The 24,306-nt window shown below is 59.2% G+C and carries 20 protein-coding genes; 11 read left to right on the forward strand and 9 right to left on the reverse strand.

The genetic code is table 11. The features are described from left to right. Positions 1 to 5 precede the first annotated feature (5 nt). Positions 6 to 1,064 carry an FUSC family protein gene (locus AC6I7Z_RS12615; RefSeq protein ID WP_497814458.1) on the reverse strand — a complete coding sequence of 353 codons (1,059 nt, stop codon included), beginning with the start codon at positions 1,062 to 1,064 and terminating at the stop codon, positions 6 to 8. Between the two features lie 207 nt (positions 1,065 to 1,271). Between AC6I7Z_RS12615 and AC6I7Z_RS12620 the strand changes: the two genes are divergently transcribed. The 3 genes from AC6I7Z_RS12620 to AC6I7Z_RS12630 are packed head-to-tail and all read left to right on the forward strand — an operon-like array spanning position 1,272 to position 4,995. Next, on the forward strand, positions 1,272 to 2,024 hold the full coding sequence (locus AC6I7Z_RS12620; RefSeq protein ID WP_497814459.1) for a gluconate 2-dehydrogenase subunit 3 family protein: 753 nt from the start codon (positions 1,272 to 1,274) through the stop codon (positions 2,022 to 2,024). After that, entirely contained in the window at positions 2,021 to 3,784 is a 1,764-nt protein-coding gene (locus AC6I7Z_RS12625; protein WP_497814460.1) for a GMC family oxidoreductase, read from the forward strand. Before AC6I7Z_RS12620 ends, AC6I7Z_RS12625 begins: the two co-directional genes overlap by 4 nt. Beyond that, on the forward strand, positions 3,781 to 4,995 hold the full coding sequence (locus AC6I7Z_RS12630) for a cytochrome c (protein WP_497814461.1): 1,215 nt from the start codon (positions 3,781 to 3,783) through the stop codon (positions 4,993 to 4,995). The genes AC6I7Z_RS12625 and AC6I7Z_RS12630 overlap by 4 nt, the downstream gene beginning before the upstream one ends. Before the next feature lie 34 nt (positions 4,996 to 5,029). On the opposite strand, the gene dacD is transcribed toward AC6I7Z_RS12630, so the two are convergent. Continuing rightward, entirely contained in the window at positions 5,030 to 6,193 is a 1,164-nt protein-coding gene (dacD, locus tag AC6I7Z_RS12635) for a serine-type D-Ala-D-Ala carboxypeptidase DacD (RefSeq protein WP_497814462.1), read from the reverse strand. A 169-nt stretch (positions 6,194 to 6,362) separates the two neighbouring features. Between dacD and sbcB the strand changes: the two genes are divergently transcribed. From sbcB to AC6I7Z_RS12670, 7 genes are all read left to right on the forward strand, one after another. After that, on the forward strand, positions 6,363 to 7,793 hold the full coding sequence (sbcB, locus tag AC6I7Z_RS12640; protein WP_497815443.1) for an exodeoxyribonuclease I: 1,431 nt from the start codon (positions 6,363 to 6,365) through the stop codon (positions 7,791 to 7,793). A gap of 675 nt (positions 7,794 to 8,468) precedes the next feature. Continuing rightward, positions 8,469 to 9,083, forward strand: coding sequence for a helix-turn-helix transcriptional regulator (locus AC6I7Z_RS12645; RefSeq protein WP_497814463.1), 615 nt, complete (start codon positions 8,469 to 8,471; stop codon positions 9,081 to 9,083). A 20-nt stretch (positions 9,084 to 9,103) separates the two neighbouring features. Further along, on the forward strand, positions 9,104 to 9,649 hold the full coding sequence (locus tag AC6I7Z_RS12650) for a fimbrial protein (protein WP_497814464.1): 546 nt from the start codon (positions 9,104 to 9,106) through the stop codon (positions 9,647 to 9,649). Between the two features lie 43 nt (positions 9,650 to 9,692). After that, entirely contained in the window at positions 9,693 to 10,460 is a 768-nt protein-coding gene (locus AC6I7Z_RS12655) for a fimbria/pilus periplasmic chaperone (RefSeq protein ID WP_497814465.1), read from the forward strand. After that, entirely contained in the window at positions 10,432 to 12,993 is a 2,562-nt protein-coding gene (locus AC6I7Z_RS12660) for a fimbrial outer membrane usher protein (protein ID WP_497814466.1), read from the forward strand. The genes AC6I7Z_RS12655 and AC6I7Z_RS12660 overlap by 29 nt, the downstream gene beginning before the upstream one ends. A 4-nt stretch (positions 12,994 to 12,997) precedes the next feature. Continuing rightward, positions 12,998 to 14,326, forward strand: coding sequence for a fimbrial usher protein StbD (gene stbD, locus AC6I7Z_RS12665; protein ID WP_497815444.1), 1,329 nt, complete (start codon positions 12,998 to 13,000; stop codon positions 14,324 to 14,326). Then, entirely contained in the window at positions 14,292 to 15,014 is a 723-nt protein-coding gene (locus AC6I7Z_RS12670) for a fimbrial assembly chaperone (protein ID WP_497814467.1), read from the forward strand. Before stbD ends, AC6I7Z_RS12670 begins: the two co-directional genes overlap by 35 nt. Positions 15,015 to 15,049: 35 nt before the next feature. On the opposite strand, the gene AC6I7Z_RS12675 is transcribed toward AC6I7Z_RS12670, so the two are convergent. The 5 genes from AC6I7Z_RS12675 to ltnD form a co-directional block, all read right to left on the reverse strand. After that, positions 15,050 to 16,405, reverse strand: a complete 1,356-nt coding sequence (locus tag AC6I7Z_RS12675; protein WP_497814468.1) for a GntP family transporter — start codon at positions 16,403 to 16,405, stop codon at positions 15,050 to 15,052. 108 nt (positions 16,406 to 16,513) lie between these two features. Continuing rightward, entirely contained in the window at positions 16,514 to 17,299 is a 786-nt protein-coding gene (locus AC6I7Z_RS12680) for an HPr family phosphocarrier protein (RefSeq protein WP_497814469.1), read from the reverse strand. After that, positions 17,299 to 17,925 carry a 3-oxo-tetronate 4-phosphate decarboxylase gene (gene otnC, locus AC6I7Z_RS12685; protein WP_497814470.1) on the reverse strand — a complete coding sequence of 209 codons (627 nt, stop codon included), beginning with the start codon at positions 17,923 to 17,925 and terminating at the stop codon, positions 17,299 to 17,301. Before otnC ends, AC6I7Z_RS12680 begins: the two co-directional genes overlap by 1 nt. After that, positions 17,918 to 19,186: a 3-oxo-tetronate kinase gene (otnK, locus tag AC6I7Z_RS12690; RefSeq protein ID WP_497814471.1), complete on the reverse strand. Its 1,269-nt coding sequence runs from the start codon at positions 19,184 to 19,186 to the stop codon at positions 17,918 to 17,920. The genes otnC and otnK overlap by 8 nt, the downstream gene beginning before the upstream one ends. A gap of 2 nt (positions 19,187 to 19,188) precedes the next feature. Beyond that, a complete protein-coding gene (gene ltnD / locus AC6I7Z_RS12695; RefSeq protein WP_497814472.1) occupies positions 19,189 to 20,088 on the reverse strand; it encodes an L-threonate dehydrogenase in 900 nt (299 codons plus the stop codon). A gap of 261 nt (positions 20,089 to 20,349) precedes the next feature. Between ltnD and ygbI the strand changes: the two genes are divergently transcribed. Beyond that, positions 20,350 to 21,111, forward strand: coding sequence for a DNA-binding transcriptional repressor YgbI (ygbI, locus tag AC6I7Z_RS12700; protein ID WP_497814473.1), 762 nt, complete (start codon positions 20,350 to 20,352; stop codon positions 21,109 to 21,111). Positions 21,112 to 21,175: 64 nt separating this feature from the next. Here the strand turns inward: ygbI and AC6I7Z_RS12705 are convergent, their stop codons facing one another. Both AC6I7Z_RS12705 and AC6I7Z_RS12710 read right to left on the reverse strand, forming a co-directional pair. Continuing rightward, positions 21,176 to 22,531: an APC family permease gene (locus AC6I7Z_RS12705; protein ID WP_033750099.1), complete on the reverse strand. Its 1,356-nt coding sequence runs from the start codon at positions 22,529 to 22,531 to the stop codon at positions 21,176 to 21,178. Positions 22,532 to 22,880: 349 nt separating this feature from the next. Next, complete coding sequence (locus AC6I7Z_RS12710; protein ID WP_497814474.1) at positions 22,881 to 24,296, reverse strand: glutamine synthetase family protein; 1,416 nt, start codon at positions 24,294 to 24,296, stop codon at positions 22,881 to 22,883. Between the last annotated feature and the right edge of the window lie 10 nt (positions 24,297 to 24,306).

Raw genomic sequence — 24,306 nt, forward strand, 5'->3', positions numbered from 1 at the left:
GGTGATTATTTGCGCAGCGCCAGGCGGATCAGATCGGTCATGCGCTCCAGCTGTTTCGCCAGTTCCAGACTCAGCCAGACATAGCCGTAGATAGGCGTCTCTTCCAGCCGTTCGCTGCCCGCATCGGCGATCAGCTGCTTCAGCTCGCGGGTGATTTCCGTCAGCTCGTGGCTGTTGGCCGCCACCTCGTCGGTCTCACCGCGCAGCGCCAGCGCCGACAGCGCGTGCAGCGTCTTTTCGGTCATCTGCTGGGTGCGCCGCAGCGTCGGCGCGTTGAGCAGGATAAGATGCGTTTCGCGCGAGGCCCACCAGGCTTCGATCTGCATCTCCACCGTGTTCACCATATTGCGGTTGATGGTCTGAATCGCCTCGAATACCGATTTGGGAATACGCGTCTCTTTACTCGCCGGCACCAGCAGCGCGCGCATTTTCACGACGTTGGTCAGCAGCTTGCCTAGCGGCTTTTTCAGGCGCGGCTTCTCTATCAGGTTTGGGGAAAAACCGGCGTGATGAATTTTGGCGATCTCCGCCAGCGAGTCCGACAGCTGGATGCGCCAGTGGGTGTAGGCGCGCTGCGCCCAGATGGCGCTGAACAGCAGCGCCAGCAGCGAGCCGAGGATCACGTCGCCGCCGCGCCACAGCGCCACGGTGAAATCGCCCGCCGGCGCGCCAACCACCACGCTGAGCGTAATGCCGATCAGCAGCGCCATATAGGGATGCTTGCCTAACGTCAGGTAGCCGCACACCATCATCACGATGCCGCACCATGCCAGCATCACCGGCAGCGACATCAATTCCAGCTTCAGGGCGATCAGGCCCGAGATCGATCCGGCGAAGGTGCCGCAGATACGCTGGATAGCGCGCGGAAACACGTTGCCCCAGGTGGAAATTGGCCCCATTACCACCACCAGGGTGATCAGCGGCCAGGTACCCTCTGGAATGCCGGTCAGCCGCACCAGCAGAAAGGTGAGTAAAAAGGCGATGGCGATGCGCACGCCATGCACGCTGCGGTAGTGGCGATAGAACCAAAACTCAATATTCGATATGGGCTTATCTGGTCGCAAAGTGGCTTTCCGGCTGAGGATCATAAAGTGCGTTATTTTATCCCATGACGTTGCTAAGGCTTACCGTCGCTTCTACATTTCAATACAGTTTTGACACCTTCTTACAATTATCAACATTGCCTTTACAAGCACCCAAAATCATAAAAACAACCACATAACCATATCTCCTATTTTCGTTTATTTGATAACACGACTTAAGGAAGCGATATGAAGAAAAGAGCCAAAACCTTGCCGGGCGTCACGCGACGGCAGGTGTTGACCTGGTCTACGCTAGGCGTAGCCGCCAGCGTTACCCGCGCGGCCGACGCCGTCTCCCTGAAAGGTTCGCCGGGCTGGACGCCCTTCTCCGATAATCCCCCTGAAACCTTCGACCAGCCCGGCTGGCTCTTTTTCACTCAGGAAGAAGCTGAAACCATTGAAGCCATCGTCGATCGCCTGATCCCCGCCGACGAGCTGAGCGTGGGCGGTAAAGAGGCGGGCTGCGCGCAGTTTATCGATCGTCAGCTGCACGGTTTTTACGGCACTTTTGAGCGCATTTATATGGAAGGCCCGTTCCAGAAAGGCACCGCTGAGCAGGGCGATCAGTCGCCGCTGGTGCCGCAGCAGCGCTATCGTCAGGGCCTGGCCGCGCTCGACCGCTACGTGCAGCAGACCTCTCAGAAACGCTTCAAAGATCTGACGCCGCAGCAGCAGGACGCGCTGCTGGCCGCGATGGAAGCGGGCAAGGTGCACTTCGAAGGCTTTGATGCGCAGTCGCTGTTTATCGAGGTGCTGAACAACACCATGGAGGGCTTTTTCGCCGATCCCATCTACGGCGGCAATCGCGATATGGCGTCGTGGAAAATGCTGGGCTTTCCCGGCGCGCGCTACGACTATCGCCCCTACATCGAGCGGCACAATGAAGATCTGCATCTCGAACCCATCAGCATCGCCCAGTGGAAAGGCAGGGATAAGCCATGAAAAAATTACCTAAAACAGATGTCGTGGTGATCGGCCTCGGCTGGGCGGGGTCGATTATCGCCAATGAGCTGGCCGACGAAGGGTTAGAGGTAATCGGCATCGAGCGCGGTCCGTGGCGCGATACGGCGCGCGATTTCAATATCGGCACCGTGACCGACGAACTGCGCTATGTGATGCGCGAAGAGCTGATGCTGCGCACGCGACAGAATACCTGCACCATGCGCAATAACCCGTCGCAGACCGCGCTGCCGATGCGCACCTGGGGATCTTTTCATCCCGGCAACGGCACTGGCGGCGCGGGCAACCACTGGGCGGGCATTACTTTTCGCTTTCAGCCGCACGAATTCCAGCTGAAGAGCTATCTCACCGAGCGTTACGGCGCCGACGCGATGCCCAGCGAGCTTGTTTTGCAAGACTGGGGCACCACCTGGGAAGAGATGGAGCCGCACTATATGCAGTTTGAGCGCGTGGCGGGCACCTCTGGCTACGCGGGCAACCTCAACGGCGAGAAGCGCGCCGGCGGCAACCCGTTCGAAGGCCCGCGCAGCGGCGACTATCCGACGCCGCCGCTGCGTCAGCCCTACGGCCCGACGCTGTTCGCGCAGGCGGCGAAAGAGATGGGCTATCAGCCGTTCCCTGTGCCCTCTTCGCTGGTCTCCGAGGCCTATACCAATCCCTACGGCGTCACCATGGGCCCCTGCACCTTTTGCGGCTTCTGCACGAACTACGGCTGCGCCAACTACTCCAAAGCCAGCGCCATTACCACTGTGCTGCCCGCGCTGATGCGCAAAGAGAACTTTACCGCCTACACCAACTGCGAAGTGCTGGAGGTGCTGACCGACTCCAGCGGCAAAAAAGCGACCGGCGTCACCTACGTCGACTCCTCCGGCGATAGCTGGGAACAGCCCGCCGATCTGGTGATTGTCGCCGCCTTTACCTTTGAAAACGTGCGCCTGATGCTGCTGTCGCAAATCGGCGAGGCCTACGATCCGGTCACCAACAAGGGCACCACCGGCCGCAACTACGCCTATCAGACCGCCAACAACGTGACGCTGTTTTTCGATGACAAGAACTTCAATCCCTTTATTGGCGCGGGCGCGGTCGGCATGGGCATCGATGAATTCAACAACGATAACTTCGACCACAGCGGCCTCGGCTTCTTTGGCGGCGGCAGTATCCGCGTGACGCCGATCGGCTCCGCGCCCATTGGCTATCGCCCGCTGCCGCCCGGCACGCCGAAGTGGGGATCGAAATGGAAGCGCGCGCTAAAAGATAACTACCTCAGCACCATGTCGATCGGCTGCGAGGCCAGCAGCTACACCACCCGCACCAACTACCTTTCGCTCGATCCCAACTATAAAGATCCGCACGGCCGTCCGCTGCTGCGCATTACCTTCGACTTTTCGCACAACGACCTGAAGATGGCGCAGTACTGCACCGGCAAAGTGGCGGAGATCGCCAAATCGATGAACCCGCGCGAGATGATTGTTAAACCGATGACCGGCCACTGGAGCAGCGTGCCCTATCAGTCCTCTCACGTCGTCGGCGGTTTTGTGATGGGCGCCGATCCCAGCACCAGCTCGGTCAACAAACATCTGCAGGTCTGGGACGTGCCGAACCTGTTCGTGGTGGGCGCCTCCGCCTTTCCGCAGAACCCCGGCTACAACCCGACCGGCACCGTGGGGGCGCTGGCGTTTAAGGCGGCGCACGCCATCCGCACCTGGTATCTGAAACGTCCGGGGGAGATGATTACCGCATGAAAACGCTGAATGCACTCTCCGCCGCGCTGCTGCTGGTTGCAAGCGTCGGCAGCCAGGCGCAGCCGGAGTATGACCAGTATGCGCGCGGCAGCTACCTCGCCACGCTCGGCGACTGCACCGCCTGTCATACTACCGATGCGAAGCAGCCCTATGCGGGCGGCGTCAAGATTAATACCCCGTTCGGCGTGCTGGCCGGCGCCAATATCACGCCGGATCGCGAGACCGGCATCGGCGAATGGAGCTATGACGATTTCCGTCGCGCCATGACGGAAGGCATCGGCCACGACGGCAAACGGCTCTACGGCGCGATGCCCTTTACCGCCTATACCAGGATGTCCGAGCGGGACCTGCAGGATCTCTGGGCGTGGATACAGACGCTGCAGCCGATCCATCATGAAGTCGAAACCAACCAGCTGCCCTTCCCCTTTAATATCCGCACCAGCCTGATTGCCTGGAACTGGCTTAACTTCGATAAGGGCACGTTTATCCCGGATGCGAAAAAGTCGGCGGAGTGGAACCGCGGCGCTTATCTGGTGCAGGGCCTGGGCCACTGCGGCACCTGTCACACCTCGAAAAACTTTCTCGGCGGCGATAAGGGCGATCGCTTCCTCAGCGGTAGCGAAGTAGAGGGCTGGTATGCGCCTAATCTCGGCGCAGATGCCCATACCGGGCTGGGCAAATGGACGCAGGAGGATATCGTCAGCTATCTGCGCACCGGCGTGAACCGCTACGCCATCGCTTCCGGTCCGATGGCCGACGCGGTGCGCCACTCAACCCAGTACTGGCGCGAAGAGGATCTGCGCGCGGTGGCGACCTTCCTGAAAGAGGGTAAAACCCACGATGAAGAGGTACCGCAGCCGCTGGCCGCCAGCGACGATCGCATGAAGCTCGGCGCGCAGATTTATGAGGCGAAGTGTTCCGCCTGTCACAGCCCCGGCGGACGCGGCGAGAGGAATATTTTCCCGCAGCTGGCCTCTAATCCGCTGATCAACCAGCCGAACGCCACCTCGCTGATCCGGGTGGTCAGCGCGGGCAGCCGCGGCGTCGATACCGACGCCCGACCAACGGCGCCCGCCATGCCCGCCTTTGCCGGGGTGCTGGATGACGAGCAGATCGCCGCCGTGCTGACCTATGTGCGCAACAGCTGGGGCAACGCCGCCGCGCCGGTGTCGGCCAGCGACGTTAAGGATGTGAAGGACGATCTGAAGTAATCACCAGAGGCGGCACGGAAGCCGCCTGTTGCCGTCAGAACCTCTGCTTCAGGTAGTCCTGAATACGCGTGAATACCCCCGCCTTCTCTACCGCAGAGAGCGTGACCAGCGGGTAGCTCGCCAGCTGTTTGTCCTTATCGATCACCTGAATCTCGCCGATGGTTTCGTTGGCTTTCAGCGGTGCCTCAAGCTCCTTACGGTTAATCACATATTTAGCCTTCACGTTCTGGATCTCGCTGCGCGGCAGCGACAGATAGACGTCGTTAGCGGTGCCAACGGCGACGCTGTGCGGCGCGCCGTACCAGACGTTTTCAGTGCCGATTTTCTTGCCCGCGTGGAACAGCTGCACGGTGTCGAAGGTGTTCTGGCCCCAGACCAGCAGCTTGCGCGCCTGCTCTTCACGCCCTTTCGGACTTTTGCCGCCCATCACGACCGCGATCAGACGATGCTGACCGACCACGTTAGAGGCGATGATATTGAAGCCCGCCGTTTCGGTATGGCCCGTTTTCAGGCCGTCGACGTGCAGATTGTTGTCCCACAGCAGCCCGTTGCGGTTGTTCTGCGTGATGCCGTTCCAGGTGAGGGTTTTCTCGCTGTACATGGCGTAGAAATCGGGCTCGCCGCTGATAATGGCGCGCGACAGCTTCGCCATGTCCCGTGCGGAGGAGAACTGGCCCGGCGCGTCGAGGCCGTGCACGGTCTCGAAGTGCGTATTGGTCAGGCCCAGCTTCTGTACGTACTGATTCATCATATTGACGAAGTTCTGCTGACTGCCCGCTACGTAGTCGGCCAGCGCCACGCAGGCGTCGTTGCCGGAGTCGATGATGACGCCGCGGCTGAGGTCGCGCACGGTGATCTTGTCGCCAGGCTTAATAAACATCAGCGAAGAGCCTTTAAATACCGGATTGCCCGCCGCCCAGGCGTCTTTGCCGACCGTCACCACGTCGTCGCGGGTGATTTTTTTCGCGTCGATGGCGCGATCGACCACATAGCCGGTCATCAGCTTGGTCAGGCTGGCGGGGTTGCGGCGCTCGTCCGGATTGCCGGCGGTCAGCACCTGTCCGGTGGTGGCGTCCATCAGTACCCAGGAGGCGGCGTCAATCGACGGTGGCGTCAGGGGAAACGGCATATCGTCAGCATGCGCCAGCGAAGCCAACAAGAGAGTTCCAGATACAGTAATCAACAGACGCCTTTTCAACACTTCATCCTCAGGGTTACGGGGAAAACAGCGGCTCGTTTTACGGCAAAAGGCATAAACAGGTTTGATTAAATTGAAAAAAAGTGTGATCGGCCCGCCTCACCCGCAGGCGTGGTTGTGACCCGCGACGCAAGCGACTATGCTGTGCGTTGTTTTCTCAGTACAGGATATGCTCGTGCCCGCCTCTGAACGCACTTTTCTGTTTCACGATTACGAAACCTTCGGTAAAAGCCCGTCGCTGGATCGTCCGGCGCAATTTGCCGCGCTGCGCACCGACAGCGATTTCAACCCTGTCGGCGAGCCGCAGATTTTCTACTGCCGTCCCGCAGACGACTATCTGCCGCAGCCGGAAGCGGTAATGATTACCGGCATTACGCCGCAGGTCGCGCGCGCGCGCGGCGTCTCGGAGGCGGAGTTCGCCGCCCGCATCTATGCGCTGTTTACCGAAGAGCAAACCTGCGTGGTGGGCTACAACAATGTGCGCTTCGATGACGAAGTCACGCGCAACATCTTCTACCGCAACTTTTACGATCCCTACGGCTGGAGCTGGCAGAACGGCAATTCGCGCTGGGATCTGCTCGATGTGATGCGCGCCTGCTACGCGCTGCGTCCCGACGGCATCGTCTGGCCGGAAAATGAGGACGGCTTTCCCAGCTTCAGGCTGGAGCACCTCACCAAAGCCAACGGCGTGGCGCATGAGAATGCGCACGACGCCATGTCCGACGTCCACGCCACGCTGGCGATGGCGAAGCTGGTGAAAGAGAAACAGCCGAAGCTGTTTGAGTTCCTGTTTACGCATCGCAATAAAAACAAGCTGATGACGCTGATCGATATTCCACAGATGAAGCCGCTGGTGCACGTCTCCGGCATGTTCGGCGCGGCGCGCGGCAATACCAGCTGGGTCGTGCCGCTGGCATGGCATCCAGACAATCGCAACGCGCTGATCGTCGCCGATCTTGCGGGCGATATGACGCCGCTGCTGGAGATGGACGCGGATGCGCTGCGCGAGCGGCTCTACACGCGTAAAAGCGATCTGGCCGACGACGAAGCGTCGGTGCCGATTAAGCTGGTGCATATCAACAAGTGCCCGGTGCTGGCGCCCGCCAACACGCTGCGCCCGGAAGACGCGGCGCGTCTGGGTATCGATCGTGAAGCCTGCCTGGCGAATCTGGCGCTGCTGCGCCAGCATGCCGAAGTGCGTGAAAAAGTGGTGACTCTGTTCGCCGAGGCGGAACCCTTTACCGCGCCGGACGATGTCGACGCGCAGCTCTATGACGGCTTCTTTAGCGACGCCGATCGCGCCGGAATGAATATTCTGCGTCAGACCGCGCCCGCCAACCTGCCGGCGATGGATCTCGCCTTCCAGGATGCGCGCGTGGCGAAGCTGCTGTTCCGTTACCGCGCGCGCAACTTCCCCGGCACGCTGGATGACGCCGAGCAGCAGCGCTGGCTGCAGCACCGTCGCGAAGTCTTAAACGCGGAGCGGGTGCAGGCATTTTTGCTGGAGCTGGAGTCGCTGGCAAGCCTGCACGAAGGGGATGCAGAAAAGATGGCGCAGCTAAAAGCGCTTTATCTCTACGCGCAGGAACTGGTTTCCTGACGCGACGCGCCGGCAGAGATATCGCCTCTGCCGGCTTTCACTTTGCACGGCTCTTTTATCCTCGCTCATTTCCTGCCAACACAGTGCTCTCAATTTATTCTTTTTGCCCCTCTCACAAACATTAAACCAACATATTAAATGATATTTTTTTCCATTGACCAATATTAATTAACGAAATTAGCAGGGACATTTAAAGATAAAAGCAGCAACGGATAAAATGTAAGAATATTCTTATTCGCAGCACTATAAATATTGCATAACGCGCAGGAGGTTTATAAAGGAAACTATTAGACTCCATACTTTATATATTAATTTTAGTTTTACGTAATCAGCCGATATTCAGCTTCACTCATTCCCAGGGAGCTTAGCTTCGCCATCAGATCATCCCCGCTTGCGTTTATTTTTAGCAAATAGTGCGGAAATTTTATTGATCTAAACAGTCTGTTTTACTGATTATTCCTAAGAGAGAAAGAACTTTCCTAACCCTTAAGAACTAAATTTAGAAATTAAACGAACCAAGTTGAGAAAACTCAATGATTTTTTCACTGATTTACCCTTGAACCACTTAAGATTATTCTTAACTATCAATGTGTGCGTTCTTTTTAACTTATTGAAACAGAAGGAATAAGCTGCCAGGATAGTAGCAACTCTCTTAGCAAGCGGATAAATCAGCTTATGAGAAACATCACCAGAGAGGATCTGTGCTGCGCCAGCTGCAAATATGGCTGCCAGCTAATAAATCGTAATAATGAAGTTATTAATCGATGTCCCATACAAAAAATAGCGATATGGCCGGACGGCAATCATTACCTGAAAAAAGGGATACTCTCCCTGGTGGCAGGACACTACGAGACCGTATTCTGTAAAGGATGTATATTTGTCGACTTTTCAGTACATCGCCTTCGCTATTTTACCAATAACAACTGGCTCGATTACCTGAAATCGACTGGCTTGAGCATTATTATCGTCAGCGATCGGCCGATGGGCCCGCTGGCTGCCTACTGGGGCAAGAACGGCAGCGTTTATTCCGTCATCTACTGCGGAATATCCATAGAGAAAATCAAGAAGCAAATTAATTTCTATTATTATGGTTTAAAAGGAGGAGTGGCCAGCAAAAAAGTGAATGCGCTCTCCAGAGAAGAGGTCATGTTTCTGGATCTGGCGGTAAATGGATATTCACTTTCATTAATAGCGAAAAAAATGAATCTTGACGTTAAAAAAATCTACAACATTAAAGAATCCGTTCGCAGAAAAACCGGGCGCAGCCTTAATCAACTGCTTTCGGGCTAATGAGTACAAAGGATTATATTATGAAGAGTCAAATTACTAAATCACCGCTGGCACTGCTTCTTGGCGGTTTACTGTTGTCCACTTCTGCGCTTGCCGCGTCAGAAAACACCATTAATTTCCAGGGCGAAGTCTCCGACGAAACCTGTTCGGTCGCGGTAAACGGCAACGCCGCCTCGCCAGTGGTGCTGATGCCTACCGTCAGTAAAAAAGAGCTGGCGACCAGCGGCGCAACCGCCGGCCAGACCAGCTTTACCGTGGGCCTGACCGGCTGTACCGGCAGCAGCACCGCTTCAACCAAGGTCTCTACGGTGTTTGTCGGCAATAACGTCAGCTCAAGCGGCAATCTGCTCAATACCGGTACGGCTAAAAACGTCGAAGTGCAGCTGCTGGATACCAAAGACGCCGTCATCAATCTGACCGGCGGCTACACCGGCAGCGGCGATCTGACGCTGGGGATCGACGAAACAGAAGCTTCCGCGACTTATAACGCGCAGTACTATGCCACTGCCGCCGCAACGGCGGGTACAGTGACCGCCTCGCTGCAGTATGCCGTTACCTATCAGTAATATCTAAACCGGTGCGTGCTGAATGGATCGGCACGCACCCTTTATGGATGAGATCCTGAGTATGTTTTCTCTTGTTAAGTCCGCGCTGCTCAGCATGAGCATGCTGCTTGTTATGGTCTCTGCCGCGCAGGCTAGCGTGACTATGCTGGGAAGCCGAATTATTTATCCTGCGCAGGCGGCTTCCATAGACGTTCAGTTTAAAAATAACGATGACTTCCCCTATATTATTCAGGCATGGTTTGACAGTGGAAATATAAATTCTCTTCCTCAGCAAAAGAGCGACGCGCCTTTTATTATTACACCGCCGGTTTTCCGTATTCAGCCGAAAGCGGGACAAATCGCACGCATAATTTTTAACGGCACCTCATCGCTGCCGCAGGATCGCGAATCACTATTTTGGTTTAACAACCTGCAAATTCCGCCCTCCACGCGCGGCGCAGAGAGCAAACAAAACGCCATGACGGTGATGCTACGCAACAGGGTGAAATTATTTTATCGCCCGACGGCGATTGGCAACCCTGACAATATTCTAAAAGGCGTACAGGTTAACTATGTGTTTGACAGCAAAAAAGGCAGCGGCATTGAAGTTAATAACGCACAGCCCTGGCATCTCTCGCTGGTTGCGCTGTCGCTGAAAATAGCGGGAAAGAAACTCTCCGCCGAAGCACAGATGCTTTCACCCTACGCTAAAAAAACCTTCTGGTTCAGTCATGGTAAACAACGCTTGCAGGGCGCAGGCACGGCAACCCTCGCCGCGATAAACGATCAGGGAGCAAGACTAAGTGAAGATTTTGCGGTTAATTCCCAGTAACGTTAAATTTAACTTTTTCGTTTTAGGTGTATCCGCTTCTTTTTGCATGCCGGGATATGGCGAGGATTTTTATTTCGACTCTTCGCTTTTTAAAGGATCCGCGTTTGGACAAAACATCGAGCAGTTTAATCATGCGGCCATTCCGGCCGGTGATTATCTGGTCGATGTCTGGTTGAATAATCAGCTGGTCAAATCCGGGGTGAAGCTGACATTTATCGCCGCGGAAAAAGAGAAAAATGCGGTTCCCTGCCTGCCTCTTTCGCTGATCGAGATGATGCAAATCAAGCTGAACAAGGCGCAGGCGTCGGGCGAAAGCTGCGCGCCCCTTTCAGTCTGGGTGCCGGCGGGAAAATGGGCGTTCGATCCCGCCGCGCTGCGCCTGCAGCTGACTGTTCCGCTCTCCGCCCTGCACAGAACGCCGCGTGGCTATATTCCGCCCGCGCAGTGGGATAAGGGCATCAGCGCGCTATTTATTCGCCACAATACTAACTACACCTGGACGGAAAACAGCAGCGCCCATTATCGTTATCAATATTTATGGAGCGGCATCACGGCGGGCACTAACCTCGACAGCTGGCAGCTGCGCCATCAGGGCAATTTACGCTATCTCAGCAGCAGCACCGAGGGCGGGCGTTACCATTACAACAGCGTCCGCAGCTGGGTTCAGCATCCTGTTGAACGCATTAACAGCCTGATTTCGTTCGGCGATAACTATACCGACAGCTCGCTCTTCGGCAGTCTGGCGTTTAACGGCATTCGCCTCGCCACCGATGAACGCATGTGGCCGCAGGGCCGCAGAGGTTACGCTCCTGAAATTCACGGCATCGCCACCTCAAACGCGCGCGTTGTGGTGAGACAGCTTAACAACGTGATCTACGAGACCAGCGTGCCGCCGGGTCCGTTTGTGATTGACGATCTCTACAACACGCGTAATCAGGGCGACCTGGAGGTTGAGGTCACCGAAGCGAACGGCAAAACCTCTTCCTTTACCGTGCCCTACTCGTCGGTGCCGGATTCGGTGCGCCCCGGCAACTGGCGCTACTCGCTGGCGCTGGGCCGGGTTCGCCAGTACTACGCGGTGCAGAACCGCTTTTTCGAGGGTATCGTGCAGCGCGGCGTCAGCAACAGCCTGACCGCAACGGCCGGCGCCAGGCTGGCGGAAGATTATCAGGCCTGGCTGCTGGGCGGCGTCTGGGCGACGCAGGCTGGCGCTATCGGCGTCAACACCACCTACTCTCAGGCGAAGGCGGAGAATAACGCACGCACATCAGGCTGGCGCGCGGAGCTGAGCTACAGCAAAACCTTTCAGACCGGCACCAACCTGGTGCTGGCCGCCTGGCGCTACTCCACTAGCGGCTTCCGCGATCTGCAGGATGTGCTGGGCGTGCGGCGCGAGCAGCAGGCGGGCATTCACTACTACTCCGATTCGCTGCACCAGCGCAATCGGCTGTCGGCGACGCTCAGCCAGTCGGCGGGCGATTATGGGCTATTCAGCCTGAGCGCCAGCACCGCCGACTATTACAATAACCAGTCGCGCATTTCGCAGCTTCAGCTTGGCTACAACAACAGCTGGCGCAATATCAGCTATAGCCTCAACGTGGCGCGTCAGCGTACCGCGTGGATAAGCCGCAGCGCGTTCGACATCCGCGACAATGACGATCAAAGCCGTCGTCAGAAATATACGGAGAACACGGTTTCCCTGAACATTTCCGTGCCGCTCGACTGGGGCAAAGGGCTTGCCTCGGTGGCTTATAACTACAACCAGTCGAAACAGAACCGCTCCTCTACCGTGTCGCTGACCGGTTCCGCGGGCGAACAGCGCGACTTCAGCTATTCGCTCTACGCCGGTCGCGATAGTTACCGCAACGGCACCGACGCCGAGGCGACCTCTTTCGGCGGCAACCTGCAGCAGAACACCCGCATCGGCGCGCTGCGCGCCAGCTATGGCCAGGGCAATGATTATCGCCAGGTGGGATTAGGCGCCTCAGGAACGCTGTTGATCCATCGCGGCGGCGTCACGGCTGGCCCTTACGCCAGCGACACCTTTGCGCTGATCCATGCGGAAGGCGCGGAAGGCGCGGTAGTTCGCAACGGTCAGGGCGCGGTTGTCGATCGTTTCGGCTACGCCATTCTGCCCTCGCTGACGCCCTATCGCGAAAACACCGTCAGCCTCGACACGCGCAAGATGCGCGCCGATACCGAACTTAGCGGCGGCAGCCAGCGGGTCGTGCCCTATGCCGGCGCCGTCAGTCGCGTCAGCTTCGCCACGCTCAGAGGTAAAGCGGTGCTTATCTCCCTTGCCACGACGGATGGCGAGACGCCGCCGATGGGCGCGGAAGTTCGCGATGCCGAAAAGGTGCTGGTGGGCGTGGTGGGCCAGGGCGGCCAGCTATACGCGCGCGTGCCCCACGACTCCGGCACGCTGAAGGTGAGCTGGAACAACCAGAAAAGCGTCTGCCTGGTCACTTACCAGATCACCGGACGTCAGCAATCAGATCTTATCCCTCTCAACGGGTCATGCAGGAAGGAGTAATATGATGAGGCTAACACAGACTCTGCTGGCGCTTACGCTGCTCGTCTTATCCCCCGCTCCGCTCTGGGCGAAATGTATCAAGGTGACCAGCAGCTCTTCGCTCTCCGCGGAGGCGATTGCGGCGGGCTACACCGCCGCCTCCTGGACCGGCGCATGCGATACCTGCTCCGGCAATATCGGGCTGCCGTCGGTGATCAGCATCAATACCGGCACCACCTTCCAGCCAGCGGGCACGCTGCTGGCCAGCGCCATGGGGTCGTTTCTCTCCGCCGCCAGCAACGCGCCCTATTCGCCCAACCAGATCCTTTTTCGCTGCGCGGCGGAGGACGCAGGCAGCCTGTATGAGATGTACGCCACCAACGGCGACAGCACCTACGCGGGCAAATACGTCAGCAGCGAAATCGACGGCGCCTACTACGACGTGGCGCAAAACGTCGCCGTGCGTATGACCAATCTCTCCACCGGCGAGTACTACAGCCGCTACTGGAAATCACGCCAGCTTACCGCCAGCAGCTGGTACAGCGACGGAACCTATATCTATATTCCGGCCAGCGCCTTCAGCAACGTGCTGTATGAGATGTTTAAAATCAGCTCCACCAGCTATTACGTCAGCGCCGCTAATCGCTATGTCGATACCTGGACGCAGCCGCGCGGCTATATCGCCTTTAAAGGCCCAGGGTTAAGCACCGACAGTCTGGCGGACGGCCAGGATAGCGCGACTAACTGGAACGGCTGGTACACCTACTGGCCCGCCGCCTGGAGCACCTATAAAAACGTGACCTACGTGCGCGGTGCGCTGTGTGAGGTGAAAGACTATCCGTCGGTGGTGCTGCTTCCAACCATCAGCGTCGGCGCGCTCGCCGCCGGCAACAGCAGCCAGGCGCCCTTCAGCGTGTCGGTGCAGTGCGAGTCGGGCGCGGTTTCCAGCACCGCCACCTCCACCAGCAGCTCGGCCAATGTGTCGATGGGTTTTCTGGTCAATCAGCCTCACGCCGTCGCGCAGGCGACCCAACTGGGGTTGACCACCTCCGGCGGCGGCCTGACGTGGCTGCTCGATACCCGCTACGGCAGCAGCGGCGTCGCCTCGGGCGTCGGCATCAAGATCTATGACGCCAACGGCGCCGCCATCAACCTGCTGCCCGATCTCTCAACCACCGGCACGGGAAACAGCCGCGGCTGGTATGCCTATAAAGATTTAACCTCGCTGGTCTCTTCCGGCGCGAGCGATATTTACAGCGGCGATTTTATCGCTTCCCTCGAAGCGATAAGCGGACAAACAATAACAGCAGGAACGGTGAATGCGCAGTTACAGGTCGTGGTCAGTTTTCAGTAAGGCGCTGGCGCTTATCGCTCCGCTGCTGGTTTTTCAGGCGCGGGCGGTGGTCAACGTGGATAAAACGCGCCTTATTTTTAACGAAGGAGAAATAAGCCAGACGCTCAACCTGAAAAACGGGCAGGAAAATCCGGTTATCGTGCAGATATGGAGCGACGAGGGAGACATGATGCTTTCGCCCGATATCAGTAAAACGCCGCTGATCGCGCTGCCGCCGGTGGTGAAAATGTATCCGGGCGAGCTGCGTTCGGTGCGCATTATGCTGACCAGCAAAGCGCAGCTCTCGCCCGACAAAGAGAGCCTCTACTGGCTGAACATTTATCAGATTCCGGCGCTGGCGACATCCTCGGCGAAGGCGGAGAGAAAAGTCGTCCTGCCGCTGCGCATTCGACTGAAGATCTTTATCCGGCCGGCCGGCGTGGCCGCCCCGCGTGCCGAAGAGGTGCAAAAGCTACGCTTCGTCGCGCAGGGCAAGACGCTAAAAATAGTGAATCCGCAGCCGTGGTTTATGAATATGCGGCTGCGCGTCGGCGATAAGCTGCGCGTGGATGACCTGGTGGTTGCGCCGCAGTCTCAGCAGATCCTGCCGCTGACTGCTCCCCTTGCGCCCGGCGAGAAGGTCAGCTTCGAGGTGTTGAACGATAACGGCAATCCGGTGCGCTACCTGGGCGCGATAACCGCCTCCTGATGACGCCTTCCCCCTGCGGGGAAGGCGTCGCCGCATTACACCAGCGCCCACACCAGCCAGGTGAGCGCAAAGCCGCTCAGCCCCATAATGGTGGTCAGCACCGTCCAGGTTTTCAGGCCGTCGCCGACCGACAGCCCCAGATAGCGCGTGACCACCCAGAAGCCCGCATCGTTAACGTGCGACAGACCCAGACCGCCGAAGCAGGCCGCCAGCGTCACCAGCACGCGCTCCATATCGCTGGTGCCGCTCACCGCGGAGGTGAGCAGTCCGCTGGTGGTGAGGATCGCCACCGTCGCGGATCCCTGCGAGGCGCGCAGCGCCAGCGACAGAATAAAGGCGGCGGGCACCAGCGGCAGATGCAGCGTCTCCAGCGTCAGCGCCAGCGCCTTGCCAACGCCCGACTCCACCAGCACTTTGCCGAAGGCGCCGCCCGCCCCCGCCACCAGGATCACGCTCGCCGATCCTGGAATGGCGCGGCCGGTCAAATCTTCCAGCTTGTCCTTGCTCCAGCCGCGACGCACGCCCAGCAGCCAGGCGGCCAGCGCCAGCGCAATCAGCAGCGCGATGGGCGGCGTGCCGATCACCGTCATCACTTTACCCGGCAGGCTATCCGCCGCCAGCAGCGAGTGAGAAATCGTGCCGAGCACAATCAGCAGGATCGGGACCACAATCAGTCCGGCGATAGTCAGCGCGCCCGGCGGCGCCGGCTCGTTCTTCTTCTCCGCGCCTTCCGGCTTCGCCATTTGCAGTTGCTCCAGCACCTCGACCGACAGATGATACTGGCGGCGATTCATCGCTTTCGCGACGTAGTAGCCGATAATGCCCACCGGCACCGAAATCGCCAGGCCGATCATCATCAGCCAGCCCATGTCGGTGTGCAAAATGCCTGCTGCCGCCGCCGCGCCCGGATGGGTCGGCAGCGCCACGTGAACGGTGAGCATGACGCCCGCCATCGGCAGGCCGAACTTCAGCGGCGAGACGCGCGCAACCTTGGTGAAGCCGTAAATCAGCGGGATGACGATAATAAAGCCGACCTCGAAAAACACCGGTATGCCGAGGATAAAGGCGGCCATGGTTAACGCCGCCACGGTGCGCTTAATGCCGAGGCTCTTGCTGAAGCGCTGAGCCAGCGACTCCGCGCCGCCCGAGGCCTCAATCACCGCGCCGAGCATGGCTCCCAGCACGATGATAATGGCGATATGACCGAGCAGGCCGCCCATGCCGCTCATAATGGTTTCCATAATCTTTTCGGCCGGAATGCCCGTCGCGATGGCGACCAGCAGGCTAACAATCAGCAGGGCAACGAAGGGATGGACTTTGGCTTTAATGACCAGTAGCAGCAGGATAACGATGCTGGCGGTGGCAATGGCTAACAGCAGTGCGGTAGACATGGTAAACCTCAGATAGGGTTATCTTTATATTAATAATGAGTACAGTGATGCCTGGCCCAGGTGCAGGATGAAAACCGGCGTCGCCACGCCGGGATGTTCAGTATCTCTTCAGGATTTTTTCGACCAGGGCGCGAACCAGCCAAGGCCGTCCAGCGTATTGCCGCGCGGAATATATTCGCAGCCGATCCAGCCGTCGTAGCCCACCTCGTCCAGCAGGTTAAACAGCCACGGATAGTTAATTTCGCCCTCATCCGGCTCATGGCGGTCCGGCGCGGAGGCGATCTGGATATGGCGGTAGCGCCCGATATTGTCGCGTATCAGACCGCTGAGATTGCCGTCCACCAGCTGGGCGTGGAACAGATCGAGCTGGGTAAAAACGTTGGGGCGATCGATGCGCGCCGCCATCTCCAGCGTCTGATACTGGCTGGCATAGAGATAGCGCGGTTTGGTGACCGGGTTGAGCGCTTCCAGCAGCAGGTTGATGCCGTGCGGCGCAAAGCGATCCGAGGCATAGTGCATATTGCGCACAAAGGTCTCGACCCAGGCTTCGCGGTCCGCGCCTGCGGGCACCGTGCCGGCCATGATATGCACCTGCGGCACCGCCAGCGCCAGCGCATACTCCAGCGCCCGGTTGATATCGGCACGCGCTTCCGCCTCACGGCCGGGAATGGCCGATACGCCCCACTCCCCCGCGGCCACGTTGCCCGGCGCGGTGTTGAACAGCACCAGCTTCAGGTTGTTCTCGTCGAGCAGCTGCTTTAGCTGCGCCGCCGGGTAGTCATAAGGGAAGAGAAACTCGACCGCGTCAAAGCCGGCCTGCGCTGCGGCGGCGAAGCGCTCGGTAAAGGGCACTTCGTTAAACTGCGTTGAGAGGTTTGCGGCAAACTGCGGCATTATCGGCTCCTTAATTCTGCAACTTCGCTGTCGCTGAGATAGCGGATAGCGCGGTCGCCCAGGGTAAACATCAGGCGGGCGGTCTCTTCCAGCTCCTCGGTATTGTCGGCGGCTTCGCGCAGCGATTTGCCGACCACCACCGGGCCGTGGTTCGCCAGCAGGAAAGCGCGATACTGTCCCGCCAGCTGCGATAGATCGTCCGCCAGCCGCGTGTCGCCAGGCTTGTAGTAAGGCACCACCGGCACATCGCCGACGCGCATCACCACGTAGGGAGTAAACGGGCGAATACAGTTTTGCGTATCCAGCCCCTCCAGACAGGAGAGCGCGGTCAGGTAGTGGCTATGCAGGTGCACCACCGCTTTGCAGTCGGGGTCGCCCGCGTAGAGCGCGCGATGGAAGGCGATCTCTTTCGACGGCTTGTCGCCCGAGAGCCACTCGCCTGCCAGCGTCACCTTCGACAGGCGATCGGCGTCCAGCTCGCCGAGGCAGGAGCCGGTCGGCGTGGCCAGCAGCGTGCCGTCTTCCAGCAGCAGGGAGAGATTGCCGGCCGAGCCGGTGGCGTAGCCGCGGGCAAAAAATGAGGCGCCCAGCTTCACCATCTCTTCGCGGGCCTGTTGTTCAGTCATAGGCAAACTCCGTTTGTGCGCGGCGGAAGAAGTGTTCGTCGCCAAAATTGCCGGATTTCAGCGCCAGCGACAGCGGCTGATGGATATCCCGCACCCAGGGCACGCCTGGTGAGATCGTCGGGCCAATGTGGAACGCGGTAACGCCAAGGCTCTGCGCCACCACGCCAGAGGTTTCGCCGCCCGCCACGATAAAGCGCTGCCAGCCGCGCGCCTTCAGCTCGCGCGTCACGGCGGCGAACAGCTGCTCGACCGCCTCGCTGCTGCGCTGCGCGCCATGCTGCTGCTGGATTTTTTGCAGCTGCTGCGCATCGGCGGTGGCGTAGAGCAACGGCGCCAGCGGCTGGTCGCTGTGCGCCGCCACCCAGTCGCACAGCGCCTGCGCGTAGGCGTCGGCGTTCTCCAGACAGCGCGTCACCTCGACTTCATGAGAAGGCGCCTGCTGACGATAGGCGCTGACCTGGCGGTTGGTCATCTGCGAGCAGGAGCCGGAGATCACCACGGCGCGCTCGCCCTGCGGACGACCTGCGTTTTCCGCATCGTCGCCCGCGCTGCCGGCCTCGGCCCACTGGCGCGCCAGTCCGATGGCCAGGCCCGAGCCGCCGGTCACCAGGCGCATATCGCGCAGCGCTTCGCCCTGGATCAGCAGATGCTGCTCATTGAGCGCGTCAAGCACCACGTAGTTAACGCCCTGCGCCTTTAATTCGTTCAGCTGCTCACGTACCGCCGGCGCGCCCCGATCCAGCAGCGGCGCAGCGATCAGCCCCGCTTTACCGGCAGACTGGCGCGCCATCAGGCGCAGTAGATTGCTGTCGGTCATCGGCGTCACCGGATGGTGCCGCATGCCGGAGTCGCTCAGCAGCTGCTCGCCGACGAACAGATGTCCCTGGTAGACGGTGCGGCCGTTAACCGGCAGCGCCGGAGAGATCGCCGTCTGGGTTTCGCCCAGCGCCGCCAGCAGCGCATCGGTGACCGGCCCGATATTGCCCTGTTCGGTGCTGTCAAACGTGGAGCAGTATTTGAAGTAGAAGCGATCGCAGCCCTGCGCCTGCAGCCAGCGCAGCGCAGTGAGCGACTGCGCTACCGCCTGCTCTGGCGGACAGGAGCGCGACTTCAGGCTGATGACGATCGCCTGCGCGGTCAGCGCGTCATGCTGCTGCGGCACGCCGTTGAACTGAATGGTGGAGAGCCCGTTCTGCACCAGAAAGCTGGCGATGTCGGTGGCGCCGGTAAAGTCGTCGGCGATGATGCCTACACGCGTCATGCTCACCCCTTTGCCTGCGGCAGCTCGATACCGCTGAAAATCTTGATCACCGCGCTGTCGTCTTCGCGGCCGTGGCCGGCGTTGCTGGCTTCGGTAAACATATTGAGCGCCGTGGAGGCGAGCGGCAGCGGGAAGCGCAGCGATTTAGCGGTATCCGCCACCAGCGTCAGATCCTTAACGAAAATATCGACGGCCGATTTCGGGCTGTAGTCGCCGTCCACGACGTGACGCATACGGTTCTCGAACATCCAGGAGTTGCCCGCCGCGTTGGTCACCACGTCATACATGGTATCGAGCGGGATACCGGCGCGCGCCGCCAGCGCCATCGCTTCCGCGCCGACGGCGATATGCACGCCCGCCAGCAGTTGGTGAATGATTTTAACCGTCGAACCGAGGCCGATTTCGCTGCCGACGCGGTATACCTTAGCCGCCACCGCATCCAGCACCGGCTGCAGGCGCTCGAACGCCGCGTCGCTGCCGGACGCCATCACCGTCATCTCGCCGGTTGCCGCTTTCGCCGCGCCGCCGGAGACCGGCGCGTCGAGCATCAGCAGCTGATGCTGCGCCAGCTGCTGCTCAATCTGCTGCGCGTCCTGCGCGGAGATGGTCGACGAGACCATCACGACGGTGCCGGGCTTTAGCTTCGCCGCCAGCCCGCCGTCGCCGAACAGGATGCCCTTCACCTGCGCGGCGTTCACCACCAGCAGCAGCACCGCTTCCAGCTGGTCAGCAAAGCCGTCGGCCGAGGATTGCGCATCGCGCGCGCCCGCCTGGCGCAGCGTCTCCAGCGCGGCGGGATTGAGATCGACGCCCCAGGTATTTAGCCCGGCGCGAATACAGGACGTCGCCGCGCCCATTCCCATGGAACCTAACCCGATAACACAGACGTTTGAGAGTGGCACTGTCGGCCTCCGCTGTTAATTTAAGTGATTATTTGTTTGATGTTGTTAATTCTGGCAGGATCGCGGGGGGATAAACGTGCTTTATGTCACATATTTTCACCAAACAGACTAGACCTGAACATTTATTCACATAGCGTGCATAGCATTGAAATTTATCAGTATTAATCAAAAAACCGCCCAGAAAGGCGGCAATTTTTTTCATTCAGCTGATGAAGTAAATGCTTTACACTGTGAAAAATTGATAAGCATGGAGTGCAGGGAATGATACCGATTGAACGCCATCAGCAGATCCTGGCGCTGGTCGCCGAGCGCGGCGTGGTCAGCATTGCCGAACTGACGGAACGGCTCGGCGTGTCGCATATGACGATTCGGCGGGACGTGCAGAAGCTGGAGGAGCAAGGCGCAGTGCTGTCGGTCTCCGGCGGCGTGCGTTCGGCCGACCGGCTGGCTGCGGAGCCGTCGCATCAGACGAAAACAGCGCTCTATAACGCCGAGAAGAATGCCATCGGCCGCTATGCCGCCCAGCATATTCCGCGCAACAGCTGTATCTATCTGGATGCGGGCACCACCACGCTGGCGCTGGCGCGCGAGCTGCTGGACCGCGACGATCTGCTGGTGGTGACCAATGACTTTATGGTGACCAACCTGCTGATGGAGGCGAGCGACTGCCGGGTGATTCACACCGGCGGCACGGTGTGCCGCGACAACCGCTCCTGCGTAGGCGAAAGCGCGGCGCGTAGCCTGCGCCATCTGGCGATCGATATCGCCTTTATCTCCGCCTCCTGCTGGGGTCCGCGCGGCCTGTTCACCCCCGACGAGGATAAGGTAACGGTGAAGCAGACGGTGAGCGAGGTCAGCAGCAAGCGCGTACTGCTGAGCGACAGCTCCAAGTACAACAAAATCGCCACTTTTCTGGCGCTGCCGCTGGCGCGTTTCGACAGCATCGTGACCGATACGCAGCTTAGCGCCGCCGCGCGCAGCGCGCTGCGCGAAGGCAGCTGGGAGCTGGTGCTGGCGGAGTAAGTGCGAAGACGCGCATAAAAAAAGGGTGAGGCTCGCGCCTCACCCTTTTTTAACCGCCAGCGAACTACACTTCTTCGCTGTACTGCGGCACCGGATTACGGAAGCTGCGGGTGACGAACGCGAGGTAAACAATCCCCACGGCGGCCCAAATCAGGCCCAGCACCATCGAACTCTCTTCCAGGTTAATCCACAGCGCGCCAACCGTCAGCGCGCCGAGCACCGGCAGCACCAGATAGTTGATATGGTCGCGCAGCGTGCGGTTACGCTTCTCGCGGATCCAGAACTGGGCGATCACCGAGAGGTTAACAAAGGTAAAGGCCACCAGCGCGCCGAAGTTCACCAGCGCGGTCGCAGTCACCAGGTCGAAACGGATCGCCATCAGCGCCACGGCGCCGACCAGCAGTACGTTCAGCGACGGCGTACGCCATTTCGGATGGATATAGCCGAAGAAGCGCTCCGGGAAGACGCCGTCACGGCCCATCACGTACATCAGACGCGATACGCCGGCATGCGCCGCCATACCTGACGCCAGCACCGTCACCACCGAGAAGATCAGGATGCCGAACTGCAGCACGTGGCCCGCCACGTACAGCATGATTTCCGGCTGCGACGAATCGGGATCCTTGAAGCGCGAGATATCCGGGAAATAGAGCTGCAGGAAGTAGGAGGCCACGATAAAGATCAGGCCGCCGATCAGCGCCGTCAGGAAAATCGCGCGCGGAATGGTGCGCTCCGCGTCTTTGGTCTCTTCCGACAGCGAGCTGATGCCGTCAAAGCCCAGGAACGAGAAACAGAGGATAGTCGCGCCGGTAATCATCGGCACCACATGGGCGTCAGGGGACCAGAACGGTTGCGAGCTGGTAAGCGTACCTGCGCCTTCGCCGTGCGCCACGCCGTAAATCACCATGCCGGTAATACCGATCATCACCACAACCTGCAGCACCACGATCACGCTGTTGAAGTTGGCCACGGTTTTAATGCCGCGCAGGTTGGACATCGTCATAAAGGCCACCAGCAGCACCACGAAGATCCATGACGGAATGCCCGGCACCAGCGCTTCGAAATAGTTTTTCGCCAGCAGAATGTTGATCATCGGCATGAACAGGTAGTCCAGCAGTGATGACCAGCCGACCATAAAGCCGACGTGCGGACTGATCGCCTTCTGAGCGTAGGTATAAGCGGAGCCCGCAGATGGGAAGCGGCGTACCAGCTTACCGTAGCTTACGGCGGTAAACAGAATCGCAATCAGCGCGAAGGCGTAGGCGGTGGCGACGTGACCGCTGGTCAGACCCGACACGATACCGAAGGTATCAAACAGGGTCATCGGCTGCATGTAGGCAAGGCCAATCATGACGACCGGAAGCAGGGTCAGAGATTTTTTCAGGTGGGCACGCTGTGGTGCTGAGGTATCAAGCGACATGTTTCAGACCTCCCTGAGCTGCAACCTGACTGGATTGCATCACGGGAGCGAGGAAGGCGGCGTTATGAGCCTGCGCGGCGCCGTAGTCATCACGGAAACGAGAGCCAGCGCGGGCTGGCTGAATGAATAACATCCCCATCTTTGTATCCTCAGTTCGTACGCTTGCGCGTTTTTTAACGTGTATCTATCCGGGCGCGCCCGGCCTCATGCGAATCGGCTAAGTACATGCAAAAAAAATAACCGAGGCTCTTAAAAGCATCGGTTATATTCGGAATTTTGCAGGCCGCGTATTTTGCCCCAAAACGCGGGAAAAACACAAGACCTGCTGATAGGTATAGCGAATTTTTTCTCAGGCGTTTTTGAGCATCCAGTCGATCTCCGTGGCGGTGACCAGCCGCTCGAACTGCATCATCTCGTGGCGCTTACAGCTGTGCCACACCGCGCCGAAACGCTCGCCCAGCAGTTTTTGCAGCGGGAAGCTGCTTTCAAATTCGAACAGCGCTTCGCTCTGGCGCACCGGCAGCGAGATGCCCTCCGCCTCATGACCGTTGCCCTGTACCGGCTGCGGCAGCGGCAGCGCGGTATCCAGACCGTGCAGAATGCCCGCCAGAATCGCCGACATCACCAGATAGGGGTTGGCGTCCGCGCCTGCGACGCGGTACTCGACGCGGTGATTATCCACGTCGCCGCAGGGAATGCGCAGCGCCACGGTGCGGTTGTTGTGTCCCCACGACGCCCGCAGCGGCACGTAGGCGTCCGGCACAAAGCGGCGATAGGCGTTGACGTTGGGCGCCAGCAGCGCCATCGAGGCGGGCATCAGGTCGAGCATGCCCGCCAGCGCGCGTTTCAACAGCGGCGAGTCGCTGCCGTCATCGGCGGCGAAGGCGTTATGATCGGCGGCGTCCAGCATGCTGATATGCACGTGCATGCCGCTGCCCGCGTACTCTTCATAGGGTTTGGCCATAAAGGTGGCGGTCATGCCGTGGTTCTCCGCCACCTGGCGGATCAGCCTTTTAAGCTGGACCGCGTGGTCGCAGGCGCTCAGCACGTCGCGGGTGTGATGCAGGTTGATCTCAAACTGGCCGGGCGAGGCTTCCGCCAGCGCGCCGTCGGCGGGAATGTTCTGCTGGCGCGCCAGCGCGTCGATATCGCGCAGCACCGCGCCGAAGTGATCGAGATTATCCACCGAGTAGACCTGGCTCTGCATATTGCGTTCGCTGCTGCCTGGCGCGCACGGCGGCTGAATATAACCCTCAGCGTCGCGGGCCTTGTCGACCAGATAGAACTCCAGCTCTACCGCTACCACCGGAAAGAGTCCTCGGTTGCGCAGCTGCTGCCACAGCCGGTTCAGGACATTGCGGGGTTCAACGTCAAAGGGAGTGCCATCTTGGTTGCACATGGTCAACAGCAGTTGAGCGATGTGCACAGGATCGGAAGCAGAGGGAACTAAGGTGCCGGGAACCGGCATGCAGAGGTTGTCAGGTTCGCCGAGAGATTGCCCGAGGCCGGCCTCTTCGACGGTGTTGCCGAGGATATCCATAGCGAAAACCGAGGCCGGGAAATAACACCCTTTTTCCAGCTTCGCCAGCGCGGCTATCGGAATGCGTTTGCCGCGAAAGACGCCATTTAAATCATTTAATAAAATATCGACATACTGCGTTTCAGGATGGCGTTCCAGCCAGTTTTTCACTTCTAGCTGGAACGCGCTGGTTCGTCTCTCTTCACTGTGACGCGTGAAGTCTTCTACTTCCACGAGGTTCGTCATATCCCACCCG

This window comes from Pantoea sp. X-Soil-MYKO-1289, from assembly GCF_059730625.1.